Source organism: Brucella sp. HL-2, assembly GCF_025846885.2.
GTDB lineage: Bacteria > Pseudomonadota > Alphaproteobacteria > Rhizobiales > Rhizobiaceae > Brucella > Brucella quorumnocens.
Genome location: NZ_JAOYTK010000009.1, coordinates 116,481 through 133,259 on the forward strand (window position 1 = coordinate 116,481; position 16,779 = coordinate 133,259).

Sequence of the window (16,779 nt, forward strand, 5' to 3'; positions counted from 1 at the left end):
CATAAGACAATTTGAGCTATTAAACGCAGCATATTAAAACCGATCCAGATGAGTTGCCGTCGAGCCAGAACATTTCCAGTTTAAATTGAATCATTAGAAATGCTCTATCTTTTGTTTTTACGCACATCTTGTTCCGAAAACCCGTTCCCACTTTTCGGATGTGCTCCAGTATTTACAGAATAATAATCTGCACGCTTTGATTAAAGTCAATTACCATGCGATGGCCGATGACGAGTTAGAAATTTTAAAAGCACAAAAAGCAAAACGCCGGCAGAAGTTTCTTCTACCGGCGCATAGAATGTTTCAGAATAAGATAAGACTTACTTTTTGCGGAAGGAGTCGAGCGAGACAACATCTGCAGACGGCTTGGGTTCCGTATCTTCTCCGTCAGCTGCTTCTTTATCCTTGGCGGCAGCATCTTCCTTTTCAGCCGCAGTCTTACGCGGCTTGGATTTTGATTTCGGCGACTTTGCCGGAGCTTCCTCAGAGGAGATCAGCTCAATCGAAGAAATATTGCTGCCTTCATCATTGTCGCTCGTCGGCTGGACAACGGACACATCGAATTCCAGCTCGAAATTCACTGATGGGTCATAGAAACCACGAATAGCGGCGAAGGGGACTGTCAGCTTTTCAGGCACATCGCCGAAGGAAAGGCCGATTTCAAACAGCTGGTCCGTAACCAGCATGTCCCAGAACTGGTGCTGCAACACAACTGTCATCTGCTCAGGATATTTTTCCTTGAGGCGCGATGAAATGCGTACACCAGGCGCTCCTGTGAGGAACGTGATGAAGAAGTGGTGGTTTCCAGGCAAGCCAGTCGTCGCCACTTCCGCAAGAACCTTGCGAATGACGCCACGTAGGGCTTCCTGAGCTAGAATATCATAACGGATCAGGTCCTGTACCATATTTTGCTTATCCCACGGATTCGCGGGTTGATGTCAAGTTTGTTCTCAGGGGAATTGAAAATTATATCGTGAAAAAGCTCAACTCCCACGATGGTGGGACTGAAAGAGCAATCAGGGCGCGAATTTGACGATGCTGAAAGGCAAAGTACGCAGCTTATGAGCGCTTACCAAAAGCCATCAGAAATGTACGCACGCCATTGATCGAGCTTTGCTCAATTATAGAATCGTCGATGCTTTGGCCTGTCAGGAGATGGTAATGGATATCGGCATTGATAAGCGCCAGATAGTGACGGGCAGCAAGGTCTGGGTCTTCGATCACCAAATCGCCCGCAAGAGCAAGTCGCGCCAGATGGGCTGCAATAGCGGGCACACCTTGTGCGGGGCCTTTTGTGCTGCAAAGCTTTGCACCCAGTGGAAGAGCGTCCTCGTCGGATTGAAACACTTTGCGTAAAAATGCAGTCGAGGGATCATAAACGCAATTGCGACTCATCCTGATGGAGAAGGCGATAAGGTCCTCTTCAAGATTTTCGCTCGATTGCGGAAAAGTTGCGAGGACAGCAAAAAGGCTCGACATCATCCTGTCGAAAGCGTCATCCACAACGGCCGCCAACAGTGCTTCTTTATCACGATAGTGATTATAGATCGTCTGGCGAGATACACCGGCCTCACTGGCAATCAGATCGATACTCGCACCCTGAAAGCCATCGCGATAAAAAACGCGAGCAGCAGCGCAAAGAATGAAGTCGCGCTTCATGCATTGCCCCGGCTTGATGACCGTGGAACTCACCCCTTTGGGAAGGGTAGCGGGTCTATCCGATAGAACGGCGATATCGAGCATGTCAGTAGGTTTCATATCCTTAACATAAGACGACTTGACGGTTTGGACAATAGTGTCTAATTTTACAGTTGTGTCAAAACGGTTTTGACAATCCGTCCATTGTGGCGATTGCTACACTATTTTTAAAGGCTGGGATATCCGGTTGGGGGCCGGAAATGTCACAGAAATTATTAAAAATATGCAGCAGTAACATGTGGATAGAACATCTGTTGCGATATTTGGACTTTGGCTTTCCCATCCTCCCAAGCGGTGCCGCGGGCCTGAATGTGTCCAAAATCGCAACAGGCGACTCACGAAACATTGATGAAAGCGCTCCTCCCCATGACTTCTGGTCTCGTGCGCAATGCGATTATTCTCGGCCTTTTGTCCGCTATTGGTCCGTTTGCTATAGATATGTACCTGCCTGCACTACCGACAATCGCTTCAGATCTCCATGCGGAGACGAGCGCGGTGCAGATGAGTCTGCTTGCATTCTTTCTGGCATTGGCGCTGGCACAACTTTTCCTTGGACCTCTTTCCGACATGATCGGACGCAAGCTGCCGCTTTATGGCGGTCTGGTTCTGTTTTCCATCGGTAGTATCGGATCAGCCTTTGCATCGGATATTGATATTCTGGTGTTGTTCCGCTTTGTACAGGGCATTGGCGCTGCGTCCGGCTCCGTTATTCCACGCGCGATTGTGCGTGATTTGCACACCGGAGTGGATGCGGCACGCCTCATGTCTCTGCTGATGCTGGTTTTCTCCATCTCTCCAATTCTGGCACCACTCACCGGCTCTGTGCTGATCAGCTTTTTTGGATGGCGCAGCGTGTTCTGGGCGGTGTTTATTGCGGCGCTGATTGGCATTGCGCTTATTGGATCACTGCTCAAAGAGACACGTGGCGCGGAAGCGCGACTTGAGAGCAATATTAGTAGTGCGCTCAGCGGCTATGCGCGCCTGCTCAAAGACCGCTACTTCCTTGGCCTGGTCAGCATTGGCGGTTTTGGTATCTCGGCATTCTTCGTCTATCTGGCGAATTCATCCTTCGTGCTTATCGACCATTACGGTCTGACGCCGAGCCAATATGCGATCGCGTTCTCCGTCAATGCCGTGTCATTCTTCGCGGCTTCTCAGCTCAATGGGGTGCTTGGCGCACGCTTTGGACTGCGCCGTGTGGTCAAGATGGCAGTAACCGGCTTTGCCACATCCATGGTGGCGCTACTCGCAGTCATTCTGCTGGGCTATCAGTCGCTTTATGTGATGGCGGCGTTCCTGTTCGTCGGCTATGGCTTTTTAGGCTTGGTCATTCCGACAACGGCAGTGCTTGCGCTTGAAGATTATGGCGAGATCGCCGGAACTGCATCTGCATTGATGGGTACATTGCAGTTTGTCATTGGCGGTTTGGCCATCGCCGTGACGAGCGCTGTCTTCGACGGATCACCATTGCCGATGGTTGCTGGTATAGCGGCTTGTGCTGTCCTTGCATTCATCATCGCAATGATTGCACTTTCGTCCAAAACACAACCAGCGGAGATAGAGGTAACGGAAACACAAGTGCCCGAAACCGAACCAGCTATCGTCTGACGTTGCTAAAGCGTGTCGCATTTCAAGTATGATCATGCGACGCGCTTTAAGCTTTATCCAGCGCGAAATGGCTTCGCCTTAAAAGGCCCGAAGACTAAAAATTCAATTGATGAGGGAAAGTGGAGGCTTCTGTTGCCAGGTGCCTCCGAACCCCGCCTTAAGGTGCTAACCCTAAGGGCTTTAGAGTGGGTTTCCCGCACCGCCATTAGGCAGCGAGAGCGTAACCCTGAGCTTTGTTGTCATTTGCAACTACTCAATTGACCCGATAACGGTGGTATCATGCCGAGCAAAAGAGCGATCTTTACACCCTTGTCGATCCTATTTCGCCCCCGCCACAGCACAACTTGCTTCTGAAGCATCTTGTGTTCTGGTGGAGGCGCCGGGTACCGCCCCCGGGTCCAATAGGTTTATTACATCGTCCATTTATCACCATAGTCAGCTTGCGCTGACACGCCGTATATAGGCGTCCTTCCTCGTGATTGGAAGAGGGTAGTTGTGATTTTACAGGTTGTTGGCGGCCGACTGGCTTCGCTTTTTGCGTTCATTTTTCATTGACAGCCAGCTTCCGCTGGTCAATCCTCGTGACACTATCGGTGCATGGCTTGATAGGGATCGAAATTCTCCGGCTCTGGCGGAGGTTTAAACGGGGCAAAGGCCCAATCGAAGGAGAGTGGATATATGAGTGAATATCTCGCGGATGTCCGTCGTTATGATGCTGGTGCAGATGAAGCCGTTGTCGAGAAGATCGTAAAGCATCTCGGTATTGCGCTGCGCAATCGCGATTCCTCTCTCGTTTCGGCGACGGACCCGGAAGAATTGAAGCGCGTTCGCGATAGCTGGGTGGCGAAAAAGCTCGGTGTTGCTGATGCTGCAAAAGCCGAAGAAGTGGTCAATCACGTGGCGGAAGTCATGAAGGGCGATCGCAACAAGCACCGCGTCACCTTCTATTATCTGGTAGCCAAGCAGCTCGGTAAGCTCGGCGACCTTTGATCTTTTCACTCCCCTGTGGAGTTTGAAACCTCGGTGCCTCGTCGCGCCGAGGTTTTTCTTTATAGTGGTGTCAAAACGAATCGGCCCGGAAAGTAATCCCTATGCGCACCTATCTCGACCTTCTCCAGCATGTGCTCGACAACGGTTCTGACCGTGGGGACCGCACCGGAACAGGCACGCGCTCGGTGTTCGGCTATCAGATGCGGTTCAATCTGGCCGAAGGCTTCCCGGTTCTGACGACGAAAAAGCTGCATCTGCGCTCAATCATCCATGAACTGCTGTGGTTTCTCAAAGGCGATACCAACATCGCTTATCTCAAGGAAAACGGCGTTTCGATATGGGATGAATGGGCCGATGAAAATGGTGATCTCGGTCCGGTCTATGGCTATCAGTGGCGTTCGTGGCCTGCACCAGATGGCCGCCACATTGACCAGATCGCGAATCTTTTAAAGATGTTGCGGGAAAATCCTAATTCACGACGTTTGATCGTCTCTGCGTGGAATCCGGCACTGGTCGATGAAATGGCTCTGCCGCCATGTCATTGCCTGTTCCAGTTTTATGTGTCGGACGGCAAGCTTTCCTGCCAGCTTTATCAGCGTTCGGCGGATATTTTCCTGGGCGTTCCGTTCAACATCGCATCCTACGCGCTGCTGACGATGATGATCGCGCAGGTGGCAGACCTTGAGCCGGGTGACTTCGTTCACACACTGGGCGACGCGCATATCTATTCCAACCATTTCGAGCAGGCGCGTCTGCAGCTTACCCGCACCCCGAAGCAGTTGCCGACGATGCGGATCAATCCAAATGTAAAAGACCTGTTTGATTTCCGTTTTGAGGATTTTGAACTTGTTGGATACGAAGCCGATCCAACGATCAAAGCTCCGATTGCGGTGTAAGACATGACAACTCGGAAGCCGATTGTATCGATCATCGTGGCTGCTGCTGAAAACAATGTCATTGGTCGTGACAACGACATGCCATGGAAGCTGTCGACCGATCTCAAGCGATTCAAGGCACTGACATTGGGCAAACCTGTCATCATGGGGCGCCGCACATGGGAGTCCATCGGTCGCCCTTTGCCGGGACGACCCAATATCGTTGTGACACGCGACGCCGCGTTTAGTGTGGAAGGCGCACTGGTTGTCGGTTCGCTTGAAGATGCAATAGATATCGGACGCAAGCTTGCAGCTGAGCTCAGTGTCGATGAAGTCTGCATTATTGGTGGTGGCAACATCTATGCTCAGGGGCTACCATTGGCAGATGTGGTGCATCTCACCCGCGTAGTGGCCACGATCGATGGTGACACATATTTCCCTGAAATCGATTCGGAAATTTGGCAGGCCATTTCGACCGAGGACGTGCCCGCAGGTGAAAAAGATAGCCATCCAACACGCTATATTCGGTATGAACGGCGTGTTGCGTAAATTATAACGCAGGAAATTTGCCGCCTTACGTTGAAAGCGGCCCTCGCGATGCCTATAAAACGGTAACATTAGTTGATGACGGGAGGTGGCGCTTGCTTTCCCGTCTCCCGGACGAGAGGTGAGGATGCCCTGGAGTAATCAGAACGGCGGCGGTGGCCCATGGGGTGGCGGCGGCGATAATAATAACAATAACAATAATAACGGCGGCAACGGCGGCCCCTGGGGGCAGGGACCGAAAGGACCGCGCGGTGGTGGACAGAACACGCCACCTGATCTCGAGGATATTCTTCGCAAGGGCCAGGACCGTCTGAAAAAGGTTTTCCCAGGTGGCGGCGGTGGCAAGGGCGGCAGCAATCGCGGCGTATTTTTCCTCATCGGTGCCGCGGTGCTGGGTTTTTGGCTTTTCCAGTCCATCTATACCGTACAGCCGGACGAGCTCGCAGTTGAACTGCGCTTTGGTAAGCCAAAGGCAGAAGTTTCGGAGCCGGGCCTGCATTTCCATTGGTGGCCGATCGAAACCTATGAAAAGGCGCAGATCGTCGAAAAGCAGATCAATATTGGCGGACAGGGCTCGCGTAACGCCACGCAGGGCTTGATGCTGACCGGTGATCAGAACATCGTCAACGTTCAGTTCTCGGTTCTTTACCGCGTATCGGACCCACGCGCTTATCTGTTTAACGTTGATAGCCCTGACTCGATGGTCCAGCAGGTTTCCGAGAGTGCGATCCGTGAGATCGTCGGCCGGAGGCCGGCTCAGGATGTCTTCCGTGACAATCGTGCAGCTATTGCGCAGAGCGTTCGCGAAATCGTTCAGGCCACGCTTGATCGGTATAATGCCGGTATCCAGGTGAATGCCGTTTCCATCGAAGATGCAGCGCCGCCACGCGAAGTGGCTGATGCCTTTGATGAAGTGCAGCGTGCGGAACAGGACGAAGATCGTTTCGTTGAAGAATCCAATCAGTACTCCAACCAGCGGCTTGGTCAGGCACGCGGTGAGGCAGCCCAGCTTCGCGAAGAAGCGGCAGCTTACAAAACCCGTGTCGTTCAGGAAGCAGAAGGTGAAGCACAGCGTTTTACCTCGGTTCTTGGTGAGTACCAGAAGTCGCCGGAAGTCACCCGTAACCGTCTTTTCCTTGAAACGATGGAACAGGTACTGAAGAGCACGAAGAAAGTTATCGTGGAACCCGGAAAAGATGTCGTGCCTTATCTGCCTCTGAATGAACTTATGCGTCAGCAACCGCGCCCCGGTGTAAACGCGACTACGACTGGCGGAGGTGCACAGTAATGGCTCAGAACAGGCTTCCGATTATTGGCGGTATCATTGCCGTCATCGTCTTCCTTCTCTACTCGGCGACGTTCATCGTAACCGAGCGCCAGCAGGCAATCGTACTGCGCTTCGGTCAGATCGTTGCCGTGAAGACCGAGCCGGGTATCTATTTCAAGCTGCCGTTCGGCTTCCTTGATGCAGATACAGTGCAGTTGATCGATGATCGTCTCCTGCGTTTCGACCTCGACGATATTCGCGTTCAGGTCTCGGGCGGCAAGTTCTATGACGTGGATGCGTTCCTCGTCTATCGCATCACCGATGCCCGCAAGTTCCGTGAAACGGTTTCCGGTAGCACTTTGCTTGCCGAGCAGCGCCTGCGTACACGCCTTGATGCAGCATTGCGTGGCGTTTACGGTCAGCGTGGCTTTGAAGCGGCGCTTTCCGAAGAGCGTGGCGACATGATGCGTGAAGTGGCTAACCAGATGCGTGCCGATGCGACTTCACTTGGTCTGACCATTGAAGACGTTCGTATTCGTCGTACAGATCTGACTGCTGAAGTTTCGCAGCAGACCTATGACCGCATGAAGGCAGAACGTCTTGCCGAAGCAGAACGTCTCAGAGCTCGTGGTCGTGAAGCAGCTCAGCGTATCCGCGCTATTGCTGATCGTCAGGTTGTCGAAACATTGTCTGAAGCGCACAAGGAATCGGAAATCCTTCGCGGTGAAGGCGAAGCGCAGCGCAGTGAAATCTTCGCTCTGTCTGCCTCGAAAGATCCGGGCTTCTTCGCCTTCTATCGTTCGATGGCCGCGTATCGCGAAGCGCTGCAGACGCCCGACACAACGCTGGTACTTTCACCGGATTCGGAGTTCTTCAAGTTCTTCCGTGATGCTGGTGGAAAACTGGCAACGCCGTCGCAGTAAGAGAGATTATCGCAAATGAGCGATTTTCTAGCCGCCGTAGGACTTCTCTTCGTCTTCGAAGGGCTGCTCTACGGCGGCTTTCCTTTTTTCGCCAAGAAGCTTGCGCGGGATGCATCCGAGACACCCGAAAGCATGTTGAGGATTGCAGGGCTTACAGCGCTGGCAATCGGCGTCTTTATTGTCTGGCTTGTCAGGGGATAAGCCACTTCATCCGTTATATTTCTGCTCGCCACTCTATGCGGGGCCGTAAACAGGCCGTATTTTGCAGCGATCTAATCCTTTCGATTTATTACCGCAGACAGAAACGGAGCAGAGCTTCATGGCAATTGCACCCAAGGCGGGATTTGCTCGCACCCTTTTAGCAACCGTAGCTCTTGGAGCGATGAGTTTTACAGGGACAGTGGCGATTGGCATGCCGCCAGCGGTTGCTCAGCAAGGTGGGGCACAACAGATTGCGCCGGTACGCCAAGGACCTGGCTCCGTGGCCGATCTTGCCGAAGGGCTCCTGGATGCGGTCGTAAACATTTCAACATCGCAGACAGTCAAGGAAGACGGCGAAGGCGATGGCGGCGTACCAATGCCGCAAGTGCCGGAAGGCTCACCTTTTCAGGAGTTCTTCAACGACTTCTTCAATGACAAGGATGGCAACAAGAGCAACGATTCGCGCAAAGTGCAGTCGCTTGGTTCCGGTTTTGTGATTGACGCCGAAAAAGGCTATATCGTCACGAACAACCACGTCATTGCCGATGCCGATGAAATCGAAGTGAATTTCGTTGATGGATCGAAGCTCAAGGCCGAACTTGTCGGCAAAGATACAAAAACTGATCTCGCTGTGCTGAAAGTTGACCCGGCCAAACATAAGCTCACCGCAGTGCAGTTTGGTAATTCTGAGAAGGCGCGCATTGGCGATTGGGTTCTGGCGATCGGCAACCCGTTCGGCCTTGGTGGCACTGTTACAGCCGGTATCATTTCGGCCCGCAAGCGCGATATTCAGTCCGGTCCTTATGACGATTTCATCCAGACAGATGCCGCGATCAACCGGGGTAATTCCGGCGGTCCACTTTTCGATATGGATGGCAAGGTAATAGGCATCAATACGGCAATCTATTCGCCGTCGGGTGGTTCGATTGGTATTGGTTTTGCAATTCCTGCCGAAATGGCTGTCGGTGTCATCGATCAGCTGAAAGAGTTTGGCGAAGTGCGTCGTGGCTGGCTTGGTGTACGCCTGCAGCCGGTTACCGAAGATATTGCTCAGAGCCTTGGTCTAAAAGAAGCGAAGGGCGCGTTGATCGCCGGACTGATTGAAAATTCAGGCGTCGACAATACCGCCATCAAGGCTGGTGACGTTGTGATCCGCTATGATGGCAAGCCGGTTGAACGCGCGCGGGATCTGCCGCGTCTTGTGGCCGAAAGTGCTGTCGGTGATGAGGTTGATGTTGTTGTTGTTCGTGATGGTGAAGAGAAAACCATAAAGGTCAAACTCGGTCGTCTGGTTGAAGACGACAAGAGCACTGAAGCGGCGACAGAAGATCAGGCTCCTCCACCAGACATGGAAGAGGGCGAAGAGGGCGCAGAAGCGCCCGATGCGTCAAAACCCGATACTCAGAAAAAAGACCAGAAAGAGCAAGCCGCTACGACTGTGATGGGCATGAAGCTTGCGGAGATCAATGATGATGTTCGTGGTGAATTTGGCATCGCTGAAGATGTGGAAGGTGTTGCCGTGCTTTACGTCGCTCCGGGATCCGCTGCCGGTGAGAAGCGCGTCGAAACAGGTGACGTTATTGTCGATATCGGTCAGGTCACTGTGAAGACACCTGCTGATGTGAAGAAGCGGATTGATGCTTTGCGCCGCGAGGGCCGCAAGAATGCACTTCTGATGCTTGCTTCGCGTTCAGGCGAGCTGCGTTTCGTGACAATCCGCATCGATTAAGCTTTCGTCGCGTTACAAACAAAAAAAGGCGTTGCGGTATATCGCAACGCCTTTTTTGTTTGTGTTCTGAATCGCTTATGGGATTCCGTTACGAGTGCGATTCAGTCTTCGCAGGCTTGCCGATCCGGTAAACGACATGGCGCTTGAGATGTGGCGTCTCGTCCGGCACGCGCGGATGATCGAAGTCGCTGGCCGCATCGCGAACCATGTTGATGCGCTGCATGACTGCTGTCGAGCGGTCGTTGTTGAAGACCGCGAAGGACACGACTTCAGGCAGTTCTAATGCTTCGAAGGCATAGGCAAGCAGCGCTTTGCCTGCTTCCGTCACATAACCTTTGCCCCAGAATGGCCGCGCGAGACGCCAGCCAATTTCCACAGTGCCGTTTGGGAAATGTGGTTCCAGATCGGTGCGTGCCAGCCCCGCAAAGCCGATGCATTGTCCGCTTTGTTTTTCTTCGAGAGCGTAAAAGCCCAAGCCGGCTTCTGCGATCATGGTTTGAAGAAGCTCGAACAGCTTATCCGATTCAGCACGATTGCGGCGGAACGGAAAGAAACGCATTACCTCATCATCGGAGTTGATTACGTGAAGCAGTTCACGGTCACGATCTTCCCAATTACGGATAGTGAGGCGAGGCGTTTCCAAGATGATCATTCAACGAAATCCGATTTGCGATAGCCCTGGATATAGAGGAGGGCGGTCAGATCGCCATGGTCAATGCGTACCTTGGCCTGAGCTGCGACTGCAGGTTTTGCATGAAGGGCAACGCCTGTGCCTGCAAGTTGGATCATGCCAAGGTCGTTGGCACCATCACCCACCGCGATAGCGTCCTTTGGCGTAAGACCGAGACGATCGGCGATCTCAACGAGCTTTTCAACTTTCGCTTCGCGCCCGAGAATCGGATCGGAAACGCTGCCGCTCAAATGTGCGCCATCGTGAAGGAGCGTGTTAGCACGGTCTTCATTAAAGCCGATCATTTCCGCAACGCGACGTGTAAACGAGGTAAAGCCCCCGGACACCAGTGCGGTATATGCGCCGTGCTTGCGCATGGTACGCACCAGTTCAACACCACCTGGCATTAGTGAGATGCGGGTGGAGATAACCTTGTCGATGACCGACAGTGGCAGGCCCTTAAGCAGAGCAACGCGTTCACGAAGTGCTGGCTCGAACTCGATCTCGCCGTTCATGGCGCGCGCGGTGATGGCTGCAACGTGCTCACGCAGGCCAGCTTCTTCGGCCAGCTCGTCGATGCATTCCTGCTGGATCATGGTGGAATCCATGTCCGCAATCAGAATTTTCTTGCGTCGGCTATCCTGTTCCTGCACCACCACATCGACAGGCGCACCACCGAGAGAAGCGCGCAGTGTGTTTTCTGCTTCTGCGCGGGTGATGCCCGAGGCAAGTGGTATGTCGCAGGCGATGCCGTCAGCCAGCCAATAAAGTCCGGTTGCATTCACTGCGGCCGAGGCTTTAATCCCCAGCGATGGAACAAGCAGCGCTTTGGCCGGATTGGCAACCAGTGTAGCAATGAGGGAAACGGATCGGGACATGAGGAGCATTTCCTGCGATGAGTGAAGCGGCAAAGGATGCAATCCTGATAGCTGGCCCGACGGCCAGCGGCAAGTCGGCTCTTGCTCTTCATATGGTAAAGAAAACTGGCGGCTTCATCGTGAATGCCGATTCCATGCAGGTTTATGATGTGCTCGACCTGTTGAGTGCACGCCCGCAATCTGATGAGTTGCGTGAGGCTGAGCATTATCTTTATGGGCACGTGGCCCCATCCATTTCCTATTCCACCGGCAAATGGTTCGCCGATGTGGAGGCCCTGCTATCGCGTTCTGATCTCAAGGGGCGGGTGCCAATTTTTGTCGGCGGTACGGGGCTCTATTTTAAGGCGCTGCTGGGCGGGCTTTCTCAAATGCCGGAAGTGCCTGCTAATATACGTGATCATTGGCGCGGCCGGATGAGCGAAGAGGGGGCGGAGGCCCTTCACGTGATGCTCAAGGAGCGTGATCCTGAGATAGCGGCGACGCTCCGACCGACCGATAGTCAGCGTATCGTTCGCGCATTGGAAGTGTTTGAAGGGACCGGCAAGTCTCTACTACACTGGCAGAAGGCGACGGGCACGGCGCTGGTAGACGATGCGAGCGCGACCAAGATCGTGCTGTTGCCTGATCGCAAGTGGTTGGGTGAGCGGATTGCCCTACGCTTCAATTTCATGTGGGATCACGGTGCGCTTGATGAAGTGCGCGCATTGATGGCGCTTGATCTTGATCCGGCACTGCCAGCGATGAAGGCAATCGGCGTGCGTGAGATCGCGGCATTCTTTGCCTGCGAGATGACACGTGAAGCAGCCATTGAGCGCTCCGTTATCGCCACTCGTCAATATGCTAAGCGGCAATCGACATGGTTCCGTAATCAGCTGGATGATAGCTGGAATACGTATATTTCCGGTGCTGAAGCGCTTGATAGGCAATAATCTTATCGAGAAAGGGGCTTTGACAGAAGAAAATATCGCGCTTGATGAATTTATGCGTTGACGGCGCGATTTTCGCTGATTAGTCTCCCGATCATGAACAGAACAGCTCTTATTCTTGTGGTACGAATGCGCATGGGCAGGATGGTGTAACCATCCGGCGAAAGCTCCCATGCGCGAAAGACAGGCTCCCTCGGGGGCCTTTTTTGTTATCTAAACACCAACGAAATTGAATATGTAAAGCAGACGGGAAGTGACGACGATGACGGCAGCAAAAAGCGAGGCGGCGACGATCTCCGCAGGGCAACGCGAAATGACCGGCGCAGAAATGGTGGTTCAGGCTATGATCGATCATGGCGTGGAACATCTTTTTGGCTATCCGGGTGGCGCTGTGCTGCCGATCTATGACGAACTCTTCCAGCAGGACAAGGTTCAGCACATTCTGGTTCGCCACGAACAGGGTGCAGGTCATGCGGCTGAAGGCTACGCCCGTTCAACCGGCAAGGTTGGCGTTATGCTGGTTACATCCGGTCCTGGGGCCACAAATGCAGTGACGCCATTGCAGGATGCGTTGATGGATTCCATCCCGCTGGTCTGCATTTCCGGTCAGGTTCCAACATCGCTCATCGGTTCTGATGGTTTTCAGGAAGCCGATACCGTTGGCATCACGCGTCCTTGCACCAAACATAACTGGCTGGTTCGTGACGTTAATGACCTCTCGCGCGTTCTTCACGAAGCTTTCCATATCGCTTCCACGGGTCGTCCGGGTCCGGTTCTGGTCGATATTCCTAAGGACATTCAGTTTGCAACCGGTATCTATACGCCACCGCAAACAACTCCGCGCACCAGCTATCGTCCGACAGTTGAAGGCGACAAGTCGGCGATCGCACAAGCGGTTGAAATGCTGCTGACTGCCAAGAAGCCAATTATCTATTCGGGCGGTGGCGTTATCAATTCTGGTCCTGCCGCAACAAAGCTGCTGCGCGAACTGGTTGAAATCAGCAATTTCCCAATTACCTCGACCTTGATGGGATTGGGTGCCTATCCGGCATCGGGCAAGAACTGGCTCGGCATGCTGGGTATGCATGGTACATACGAAGCCAACATGACTATGCATGATTGCGATGTTATGCTGTGTGTTGGTGCACGTTTTGACGACCGTATCACCGGCCGCCTCAACGCTTTTGCCCCGCATTCGCGCAAGATTCACATCGATATCGACCCATCTTCGATCAACAAGAATGTTCGGGTTGATGTTCCGATCATCGGTGATGTCGCGCATGTTCTAGAAGATATCGTTCGCCAGTTCCGCGCATCCGACAAGAAGCCGGAGAAGAAGGCAATTGGTGCCTGGTGGGAGCAGATCGACCGCTGGCGTGCGCGCAACTCACTGGCTTATGCGCCGAACAAAGACGTCATCATGCCGCAATATGCGTTGGAACGTCTGAATGAACTGACCAAGGGCCGTAATACCTACATCACCACTGAAGTTGGCCAGCATCAGATGTGGGCTGCCCAGTTCATGGAATTTGATGAGCCGAACCGTTGGATGACATCGGGTGGTTTGGGCACGATGGGCTATGGCCTGCCTGCTGCACTTGGCGTGCAGATAGCGCATCCTGATGCACTGGTTATCGATATTGCGGGTGATGCATCGATCCAGATGTGCATTCAGGAAATGTCGGCTGCGATCCAGTTTGAAGCTCCGATCAAGATCTTCATCCTGAACAACCAGTATATGGGCATGGTACGCCAATGGCAGCAGTTGTTGCACGGCAACCGCTTGTCGCATTCCTACACCGAAGCAATGCCTGACTTCGTGAAGCTTGCAGAGGCCTATGGTGCGCATGGCATACGTTGCGATAAACCAGCTCAGCTCGATGATGCGATCATGGAAATGATCGAGATCAAAAAGCCGGTCATTTTTGATTGCCGCGTTGCCAATCTCGCCAACTGCTTCCCGATGATCCCATCCGGCAAGGCACATAATGAAATGCTGCTGCCTGATGAAGCGACCGATGAAGCCGTTGCTAACGCCATTGACGCCAAGGGCCGCGCCCTAGTCTGACCCGGAGATAAGAAAAATGAACGCACAAAATCTAGCATCCGGCTCGGCATATTTCATTGCGGCGGATACGCAAACACCGGAAACCCATACGCTTTCCGTTCTCGTTGACAATGAGCCGGGCGTCCTTGCTCGCGTCATCGGCTTGTTTTCAGGTCGTGGCTACAACATCGAAAGCCTTACGGTTTCTGAAACCGAGCACGAGCAGCACCTGTCGCGCATTACAATCGTTACGCGCGGCACGCCAAATGTGCTTGATCAGATCCGTCATCAGCTCGAGCGTATCGTTCCGGTGCATCGCGTGGTTGATATGACCCACCGTGCTGTTGAGCTTGGCCATGAACGTCCAATTGAACGTGAGCTTGCTCTGATCAAGGTGGCGGGCAAGGGCGAAGCACGTGCGGAAACGTTGCGTTTGACCGATGCCTTCAACGCCAAGATCGTTGATGCGACGACAGAGCATTTTATTGTCGAGATTACCGGTAAGACCGCCAAGATCGATCAGTTCATTTCGCTGATGAAACCGCTCGGTCTGGTGGAGATTTGCCGAACCGGCGTGGCCGCGATGAACCGCGGTCCTCAGGGGCTATAAGAAGCAAGTCAGATCGAGACAATATCGGTTAAAACCGGCACAATGTTTCGATTGTGCCGGTTTTTTATTGAGCTAATTTGTCTCTATAAATCAGGTCAAACTAATGTCTCTTGAAATCTTCCTTGCGCTTCTCGTGTTTGCATTTGTCTCGTCGGTTACGCCCGGTCCCAACAATCTGATGCTGCTCGCATCAGGGGTGAACTTTGGTCTGGGCGCACTGATCGAAACGGTGCCGTCGTTTTATACGTCGCTTAAGTTCGCCGGCGGCGCCTACATGCTTTATCTCGCCTGGAAAATTGCTACGTCGCGCTCGATTGGTGAGTCCAAAAATAGCGATAGCGGCGAGCCGATGACATTCTTTCAGGCGGCTGCATTTCAGTGGGTGAACCCGAAAGCCTGGGTGATGGCGATTACCGGTATCGCCACTTATGCCAACCATGACAATTACTACGTAGCTGTACTTCTGGTGAGCGCCGCTTTCGCGATTGTCAATTTGCCGAGTGTATCCGTGTGGGCAGGTTTCGGCACTTTGCTGCGCAACTGGCTTTCCGATCCCGTTCGATTGAAATGGTTTAATCTTACCATGGCTTTGCTGCTCATTCTGAGCTTGTGGCCGATGTTAAAATGACGATGTAACGTTTTATTTTACGCGCATCTTATCAGAAAAGCATTTCACACTTTTCGGGATGCGCTTTGAAGAGGTGAACTATGTCTATGCTTCCGACCTATGACGATGTGGTTTCAGCTGCCAGACAAATTAACGGGCATGCGCACCGCACACCGGTATTCACCTCTTCAACAATTGATCGCGAAACCGGCGCACAGTTCTTTTTTAAATGCGAGAACTTTCAGCGCATAGGCGCATTCAAATTCCGTGGCGCATTCAATGCCTTGTCTCGTTTCAATGATGAGCAAAAGGAATGTGGCGTTCTGGCATTTTCTTCCGGCAATCATGCGCAGGCAATCGCGCTTGCTGCCAAACTGTTGGATATTGGCGCGACCATTATCATGCCTGAGGATGCTCCGGCGGCAAAGCTGGATGCCACGAGGGGATATGGCGCAAAGGTCGTCACTTACAACCGTTACACTGAGGATCGCGATGCGCTTTCAAATAAGCTTGCTGACGAAGGCGGGCTAACGCTCATTCCTCCGTTCAATCATCCTGATATCATTGCTGGTCAGGGTACTGCGACGAAGGAACTGATCGAAGAAGTTGGGCAGTTGGATGCGCTGTTTGTCTGTCTGGGTGGCGGCGGATTGCTTGCAGGATCTGCTTTGGCTGCCAAGGCGCTTTCACCGTCATGCGATGTTTACGGGGTTGAGCCCGAAGCAGGTAATGACGGCCAGCAGTCTTTCCGTTCAGGCAAAATCGTGCATATAGATGTGCCAAAGACATTGGCGGATGGCGCTCAGACACAGGCACTTGGCGATATGACCTTTGCCGTCATCCGCGACACAGTCCGGGATATCCTCGCCGTCAGTGATGATGAACTGGTGCAGGGAATGAAGTTCTTCGCAAGTCGAATGAAAATGGTCGTGGAACCGACCGGCTGCCTTGCTTTTGCTGGCGCGCTGCAGATGGCGCCGACGTTGAAGGGTAAGCGAATTGGCGTTATTGTCAGCGGCGGTAATGTCGATCTCGATAAATTTGCTGCGCTGGTGAGCAAGTAGGCAGGACCAGCGGCTTGGAGAGCTCTAGGGTCCAGACTCAATTGAGCCACCATGTGACGATGGCAGCGATATAGCATGTGGCTGTAAAGTTCAGCATGAGCTTGTCATATCGTGTCGCGACCCTCCTCCAGTCCTTGAGG

The 16,779-nt window shown here is 53.0% G+C and carries 17 protein-coding genes, 1 other RNA gene and 1 pseudogene; 13 read left to right on the top strand and 6 right to left on the bottom strand.

Features of this window, described 5'->3' with window-relative positions; genetic code table 11:
- Positions 1–320: 320 nt before the first annotated feature.
- Positions 321–905: an SspB family protein gene (locus OIV19_RS12795; protein WP_095446938.1), complete on the bottom strand. Its 585-nt coding sequence runs from the start codon at positions 903–905 to the stop codon at positions 321–323.
- A 154-nt stretch (positions 906–1,059) separates the two neighbouring features.
- Entirely contained in the window at positions 1,060–1,758 is a 699-nt protein-coding gene (locus OIV19_RS12800) for a TetR/AcrR family transcriptional regulator (protein WP_264231867.1), read from the bottom strand.
- Positions 1,759–2,064: 306 nt separating this feature from the next.
- Here OIV19_RS12800 and OIV19_RS12805 point away from each other — a divergent pair, with 306 nt between their 5' ends.
- Positions 2,065–3,306 (top strand): multidrug effflux MFS transporter, encoded by a 1,242-nt coding sequence (locus OIV19_RS12805; protein WP_095447927.1) that lies wholly within the window; start codon positions 2,065–2,067, stop codon positions 3,304–3,306.
- A 118-nt stretch (positions 3,307–3,424) separates the two neighbouring features.
- On the opposite strand, the gene ssrA is transcribed toward OIV19_RS12805, so the two are convergent.
- Positions 3,425–3,795, bottom strand: a transfer-messenger RNA (tmRNA) gene (gene ssrA / locus OIV19_RS12810).
- 189 nt (positions 3,796–3,984) lie between these two features.
- On the opposite strand from ssrA, the gene OIV19_RS12815 reads away from it, so the two are divergent.
- From OIV19_RS12815 to OIV19_RS12845, 7 genes are all read left to right on the top strand, one after another.
- Entirely contained in the window at positions 3,985–4,296 is a 312-nt protein-coding gene (locus OIV19_RS12815; protein ID WP_095446935.1) for a DUF2853 family protein, read from the top strand.
- Positions 4,297–4,397: 101 nt separating this feature from the next.
- A complete protein-coding gene (locus tag OIV19_RS12820) occupies positions 4,398–5,192 on the top strand; it encodes a thymidylate synthase (RefSeq protein ID WP_095446934.1) in 795 nt (264 codons plus the stop codon).
- A gap of 3 nt (positions 5,193–5,195) precedes the next feature.
- The gene (locus OIV19_RS12825; protein WP_264231868.1) at positions 5,196–5,720 is read left to right on the top strand and encodes a dihydrofolate reductase; all 525 of its coding nucleotides are present in this window, start codon (positions 5,196–5,198) and stop codon (positions 5,718–5,720) included.
- 124 nt (positions 5,721–5,844) lie between these two features.
- Complete coding sequence (gene hflK, locus OIV19_RS12830) at positions 5,845–7,005, top strand: FtsH protease activity modulator HflK (protein ID WP_095446932.1); 1,161 nt, start codon at positions 5,845–5,847, stop codon at positions 7,003–7,005.
- Entirely contained in the window at positions 7,005–7,907 is a 903-nt protein-coding gene (gene hflC, locus OIV19_RS12835) for a protease modulator HflC (protein ID WP_095446931.1), read from the top strand. Before hflK ends, hflC begins: the two co-directional genes overlap by 1 nt.
- Positions 7,908–7,922: 15 nt before the next feature.
- Positions 7,923–8,108, top strand: coding sequence for a DUF2065 domain-containing protein (locus OIV19_RS12840; RefSeq protein WP_264231869.1), 186 nt, complete (start codon positions 7,923–7,925; stop codon positions 8,106–8,108).
- 118 nt (positions 8,109–8,226) lie between these two features.
- On the top strand, positions 8,227–9,837 hold the full coding sequence (locus OIV19_RS12845; RefSeq protein ID WP_264231870.1) for a Do family serine endopeptidase: 1,611 nt from the start codon (positions 8,227–8,229) through the stop codon (positions 9,835–9,837).
- 88 nt (positions 9,838–9,925) lie between these two features.
- On the opposite strand, the gene OIV19_RS12850 is transcribed toward OIV19_RS12845, so the two are convergent.
- Positions 9,926–10,489 carry a GNAT family N-acetyltransferase gene (locus OIV19_RS12850; protein ID WP_191793740.1) on the bottom strand — a complete coding sequence of 188 codons (564 nt, stop codon included), beginning with the start codon at positions 10,487–10,489 and terminating at the stop codon, positions 9,926–9,928.
- Positions 10,486–11,385, bottom strand: a complete 900-nt coding sequence (gene serB / locus OIV19_RS12855) for a phosphoserine phosphatase SerB (protein ID WP_191793741.1) — start codon at positions 11,383–11,385, stop codon at positions 10,486–10,488. Before serB ends, OIV19_RS12850 begins: the two co-directional genes overlap by 4 nt.
- Positions 11,386–11,402: 17 nt before the next feature.
- Here serB and miaA point away from each other — a divergent pair, with 17 nt between their 5' ends.
- From miaA to OIV19_RS12880, 5 genes are all read left to right on the top strand, one after another.
- A complete protein-coding gene (gene miaA, locus OIV19_RS12860) occupies positions 11,403–12,314 on the top strand; it encodes a tRNA (adenosine(37)-N6)-dimethylallyltransferase MiaA (RefSeq protein ID WP_264231871.1) in 912 nt (303 codons plus the stop codon).
- 259 nt (positions 12,315–12,573) lie between these two features.
- Positions 12,574–14,379, top strand: coding sequence for an acetolactate synthase 3 large subunit (locus OIV19_RS12865; RefSeq protein WP_191793743.1), 1,806 nt, complete (start codon positions 12,574–12,576; stop codon positions 14,377–14,379).
- Positions 14,380–14,395: 16 nt separating this feature from the next.
- The gene (gene ilvN, locus OIV19_RS12870; RefSeq protein WP_007875697.1) at positions 14,396–14,968 is read left to right on the top strand and encodes an acetolactate synthase small subunit; all 573 of its coding nucleotides are present in this window, start codon (positions 14,396–14,398) and stop codon (positions 14,966–14,968) included.
- A gap of 103 nt (positions 14,969–15,071) precedes the next feature.
- A complete protein-coding gene (locus OIV19_RS12875; RefSeq protein WP_264231872.1) occupies positions 15,072–15,596 on the top strand; it encodes a LysE family translocator in 525 nt (174 codons plus the stop codon).
- An 80-nt stretch (positions 15,597–15,676) separates the two neighbouring features.
- Entirely contained in the window at positions 15,677–16,639 is a 963-nt protein-coding gene (locus OIV19_RS12880) for a threo-3-hydroxy-L-aspartate ammonia-lyase (RefSeq protein WP_264231873.1), read from the top strand.
- A gap of 37 nt (positions 16,640–16,676) precedes the next feature.
- Here OIV19_RS12880 and OIV19_RS12885 read toward each other — a convergent pair.
- Positions 16,677–16,779, bottom strand: a pseudogene (locus OIV19_RS12885) (IS5/IS1182 family transposase); the annotation flags it as partial.

What these genes read in the sequence shown, in the direction of transcription:
- OIV19_RS12825 (WP_264231868.1), top strand. Translation starts at nt 5,196, where the DNA reads ATGACAACTCGGAAGCCGATTGTATCGATCATCGTGGCTGCTGCTGAA.
- hflK (WP_095446932.1), top strand. Translation starts at nt 5,845, where the DNA reads ATGCCCTGGAGTAATCAGAACGGCGGCGGTGGCCCATGGGGTGGCGGC.
- hflC (WP_095446931.1), top strand. Translation starts at nt 7,005, where the DNA reads ATGGCTCAGAACAGGCTTCCGATTATTGGCGGTATCATTGCCGTCATC.
- miaA (WP_264231871.1), top strand. Translation starts at nt 11,403, where the DNA reads ATGAGTGAAGCGGCAAAGGATGCAATCCTGATAGCTGGCCCGACGGCC.
- OIV19_RS12840 (WP_264231869.1), top strand. Translation starts at nt 7,923, where the DNA reads ATGAGCGATTTTCTAGCCGCCGTAGGACTTCTCTTCGTCTTCGAAGGG.
- OIV19_RS12845 (WP_264231870.1), top strand. Translation starts at nt 8,227, where the DNA reads ATGGCAATTGCACCCAAGGCGGGATTTGCTCGCACCCTTTTAGCAACC.
- OIV19_RS12880 (WP_264231873.1), top strand. Translation starts at nt 15,677, where the DNA reads ATGTCTATGCTTCCGACCTATGACGATGTGGTTTCAGCTGCCAGACAA.
- OIV19_RS12865 (WP_191793743.1), top strand. Translation starts at nt 12,574, where the DNA reads ATGACGGCAGCAAAAAGCGAGGCGGCGACGATCTCCGCAGGGCAACGC.
- OIV19_RS12850 (WP_191793740.1), bottom strand. Translation starts at nt 10,489, where the DNA reads ATGATCATCTTGGAAACGCCTCGCCTCACTATCCGTAATTGGGAAGAT.
- OIV19_RS12795 (WP_095446938.1), bottom strand. Translation starts at nt 905, where the DNA reads ATGGTACAGGACCTGATCCGTTATGATATTCTAGCTCAGGAAGCCCTA.
- serB (WP_191793741.1), bottom strand. Translation starts at nt 11,385, where the DNA reads ATGTCCCGATCCGTTTCCCTCATTGCTACACTGGTTGCCAATCCGGCC.
- OIV19_RS12875 (WP_264231872.1), top strand. Translation starts at nt 15,072, where the DNA reads ATGTCTCTTGAAATCTTCCTTGCGCTTCTCGTGTTTGCATTTGTCTCG.
- OIV19_RS12805 (WP_095447927.1), top strand. Translation starts at nt 2,065, where the DNA reads ATGACTTCTGGTCTCGTGCGCAATGCGATTATTCTCGGCCTTTTGTCC.
- OIV19_RS12820 (WP_095446934.1), top strand. Translation starts at nt 4,398, where the DNA reads ATGCGCACCTATCTCGACCTTCTCCAGCATGTGCTCGACAACGGTTCT.
- ilvN (WP_007875697.1), top strand. Translation starts at nt 14,396, where the DNA reads ATGAACGCACAAAATCTAGCATCCGGCTCGGCATATTTCATTGCGGCG.
- OIV19_RS12800 (WP_264231867.1), bottom strand. Translation starts at nt 1,758, where the DNA reads ATGAAACCTACTGACATGCTCGATATCGCCGTTCTATCGGATAGACCC.
- OIV19_RS12815 (WP_095446935.1), top strand. Translation starts at nt 3,985, where the DNA reads ATGAGTGAATATCTCGCGGATGTCCGTCGTTATGATGCTGGTGCAGAT.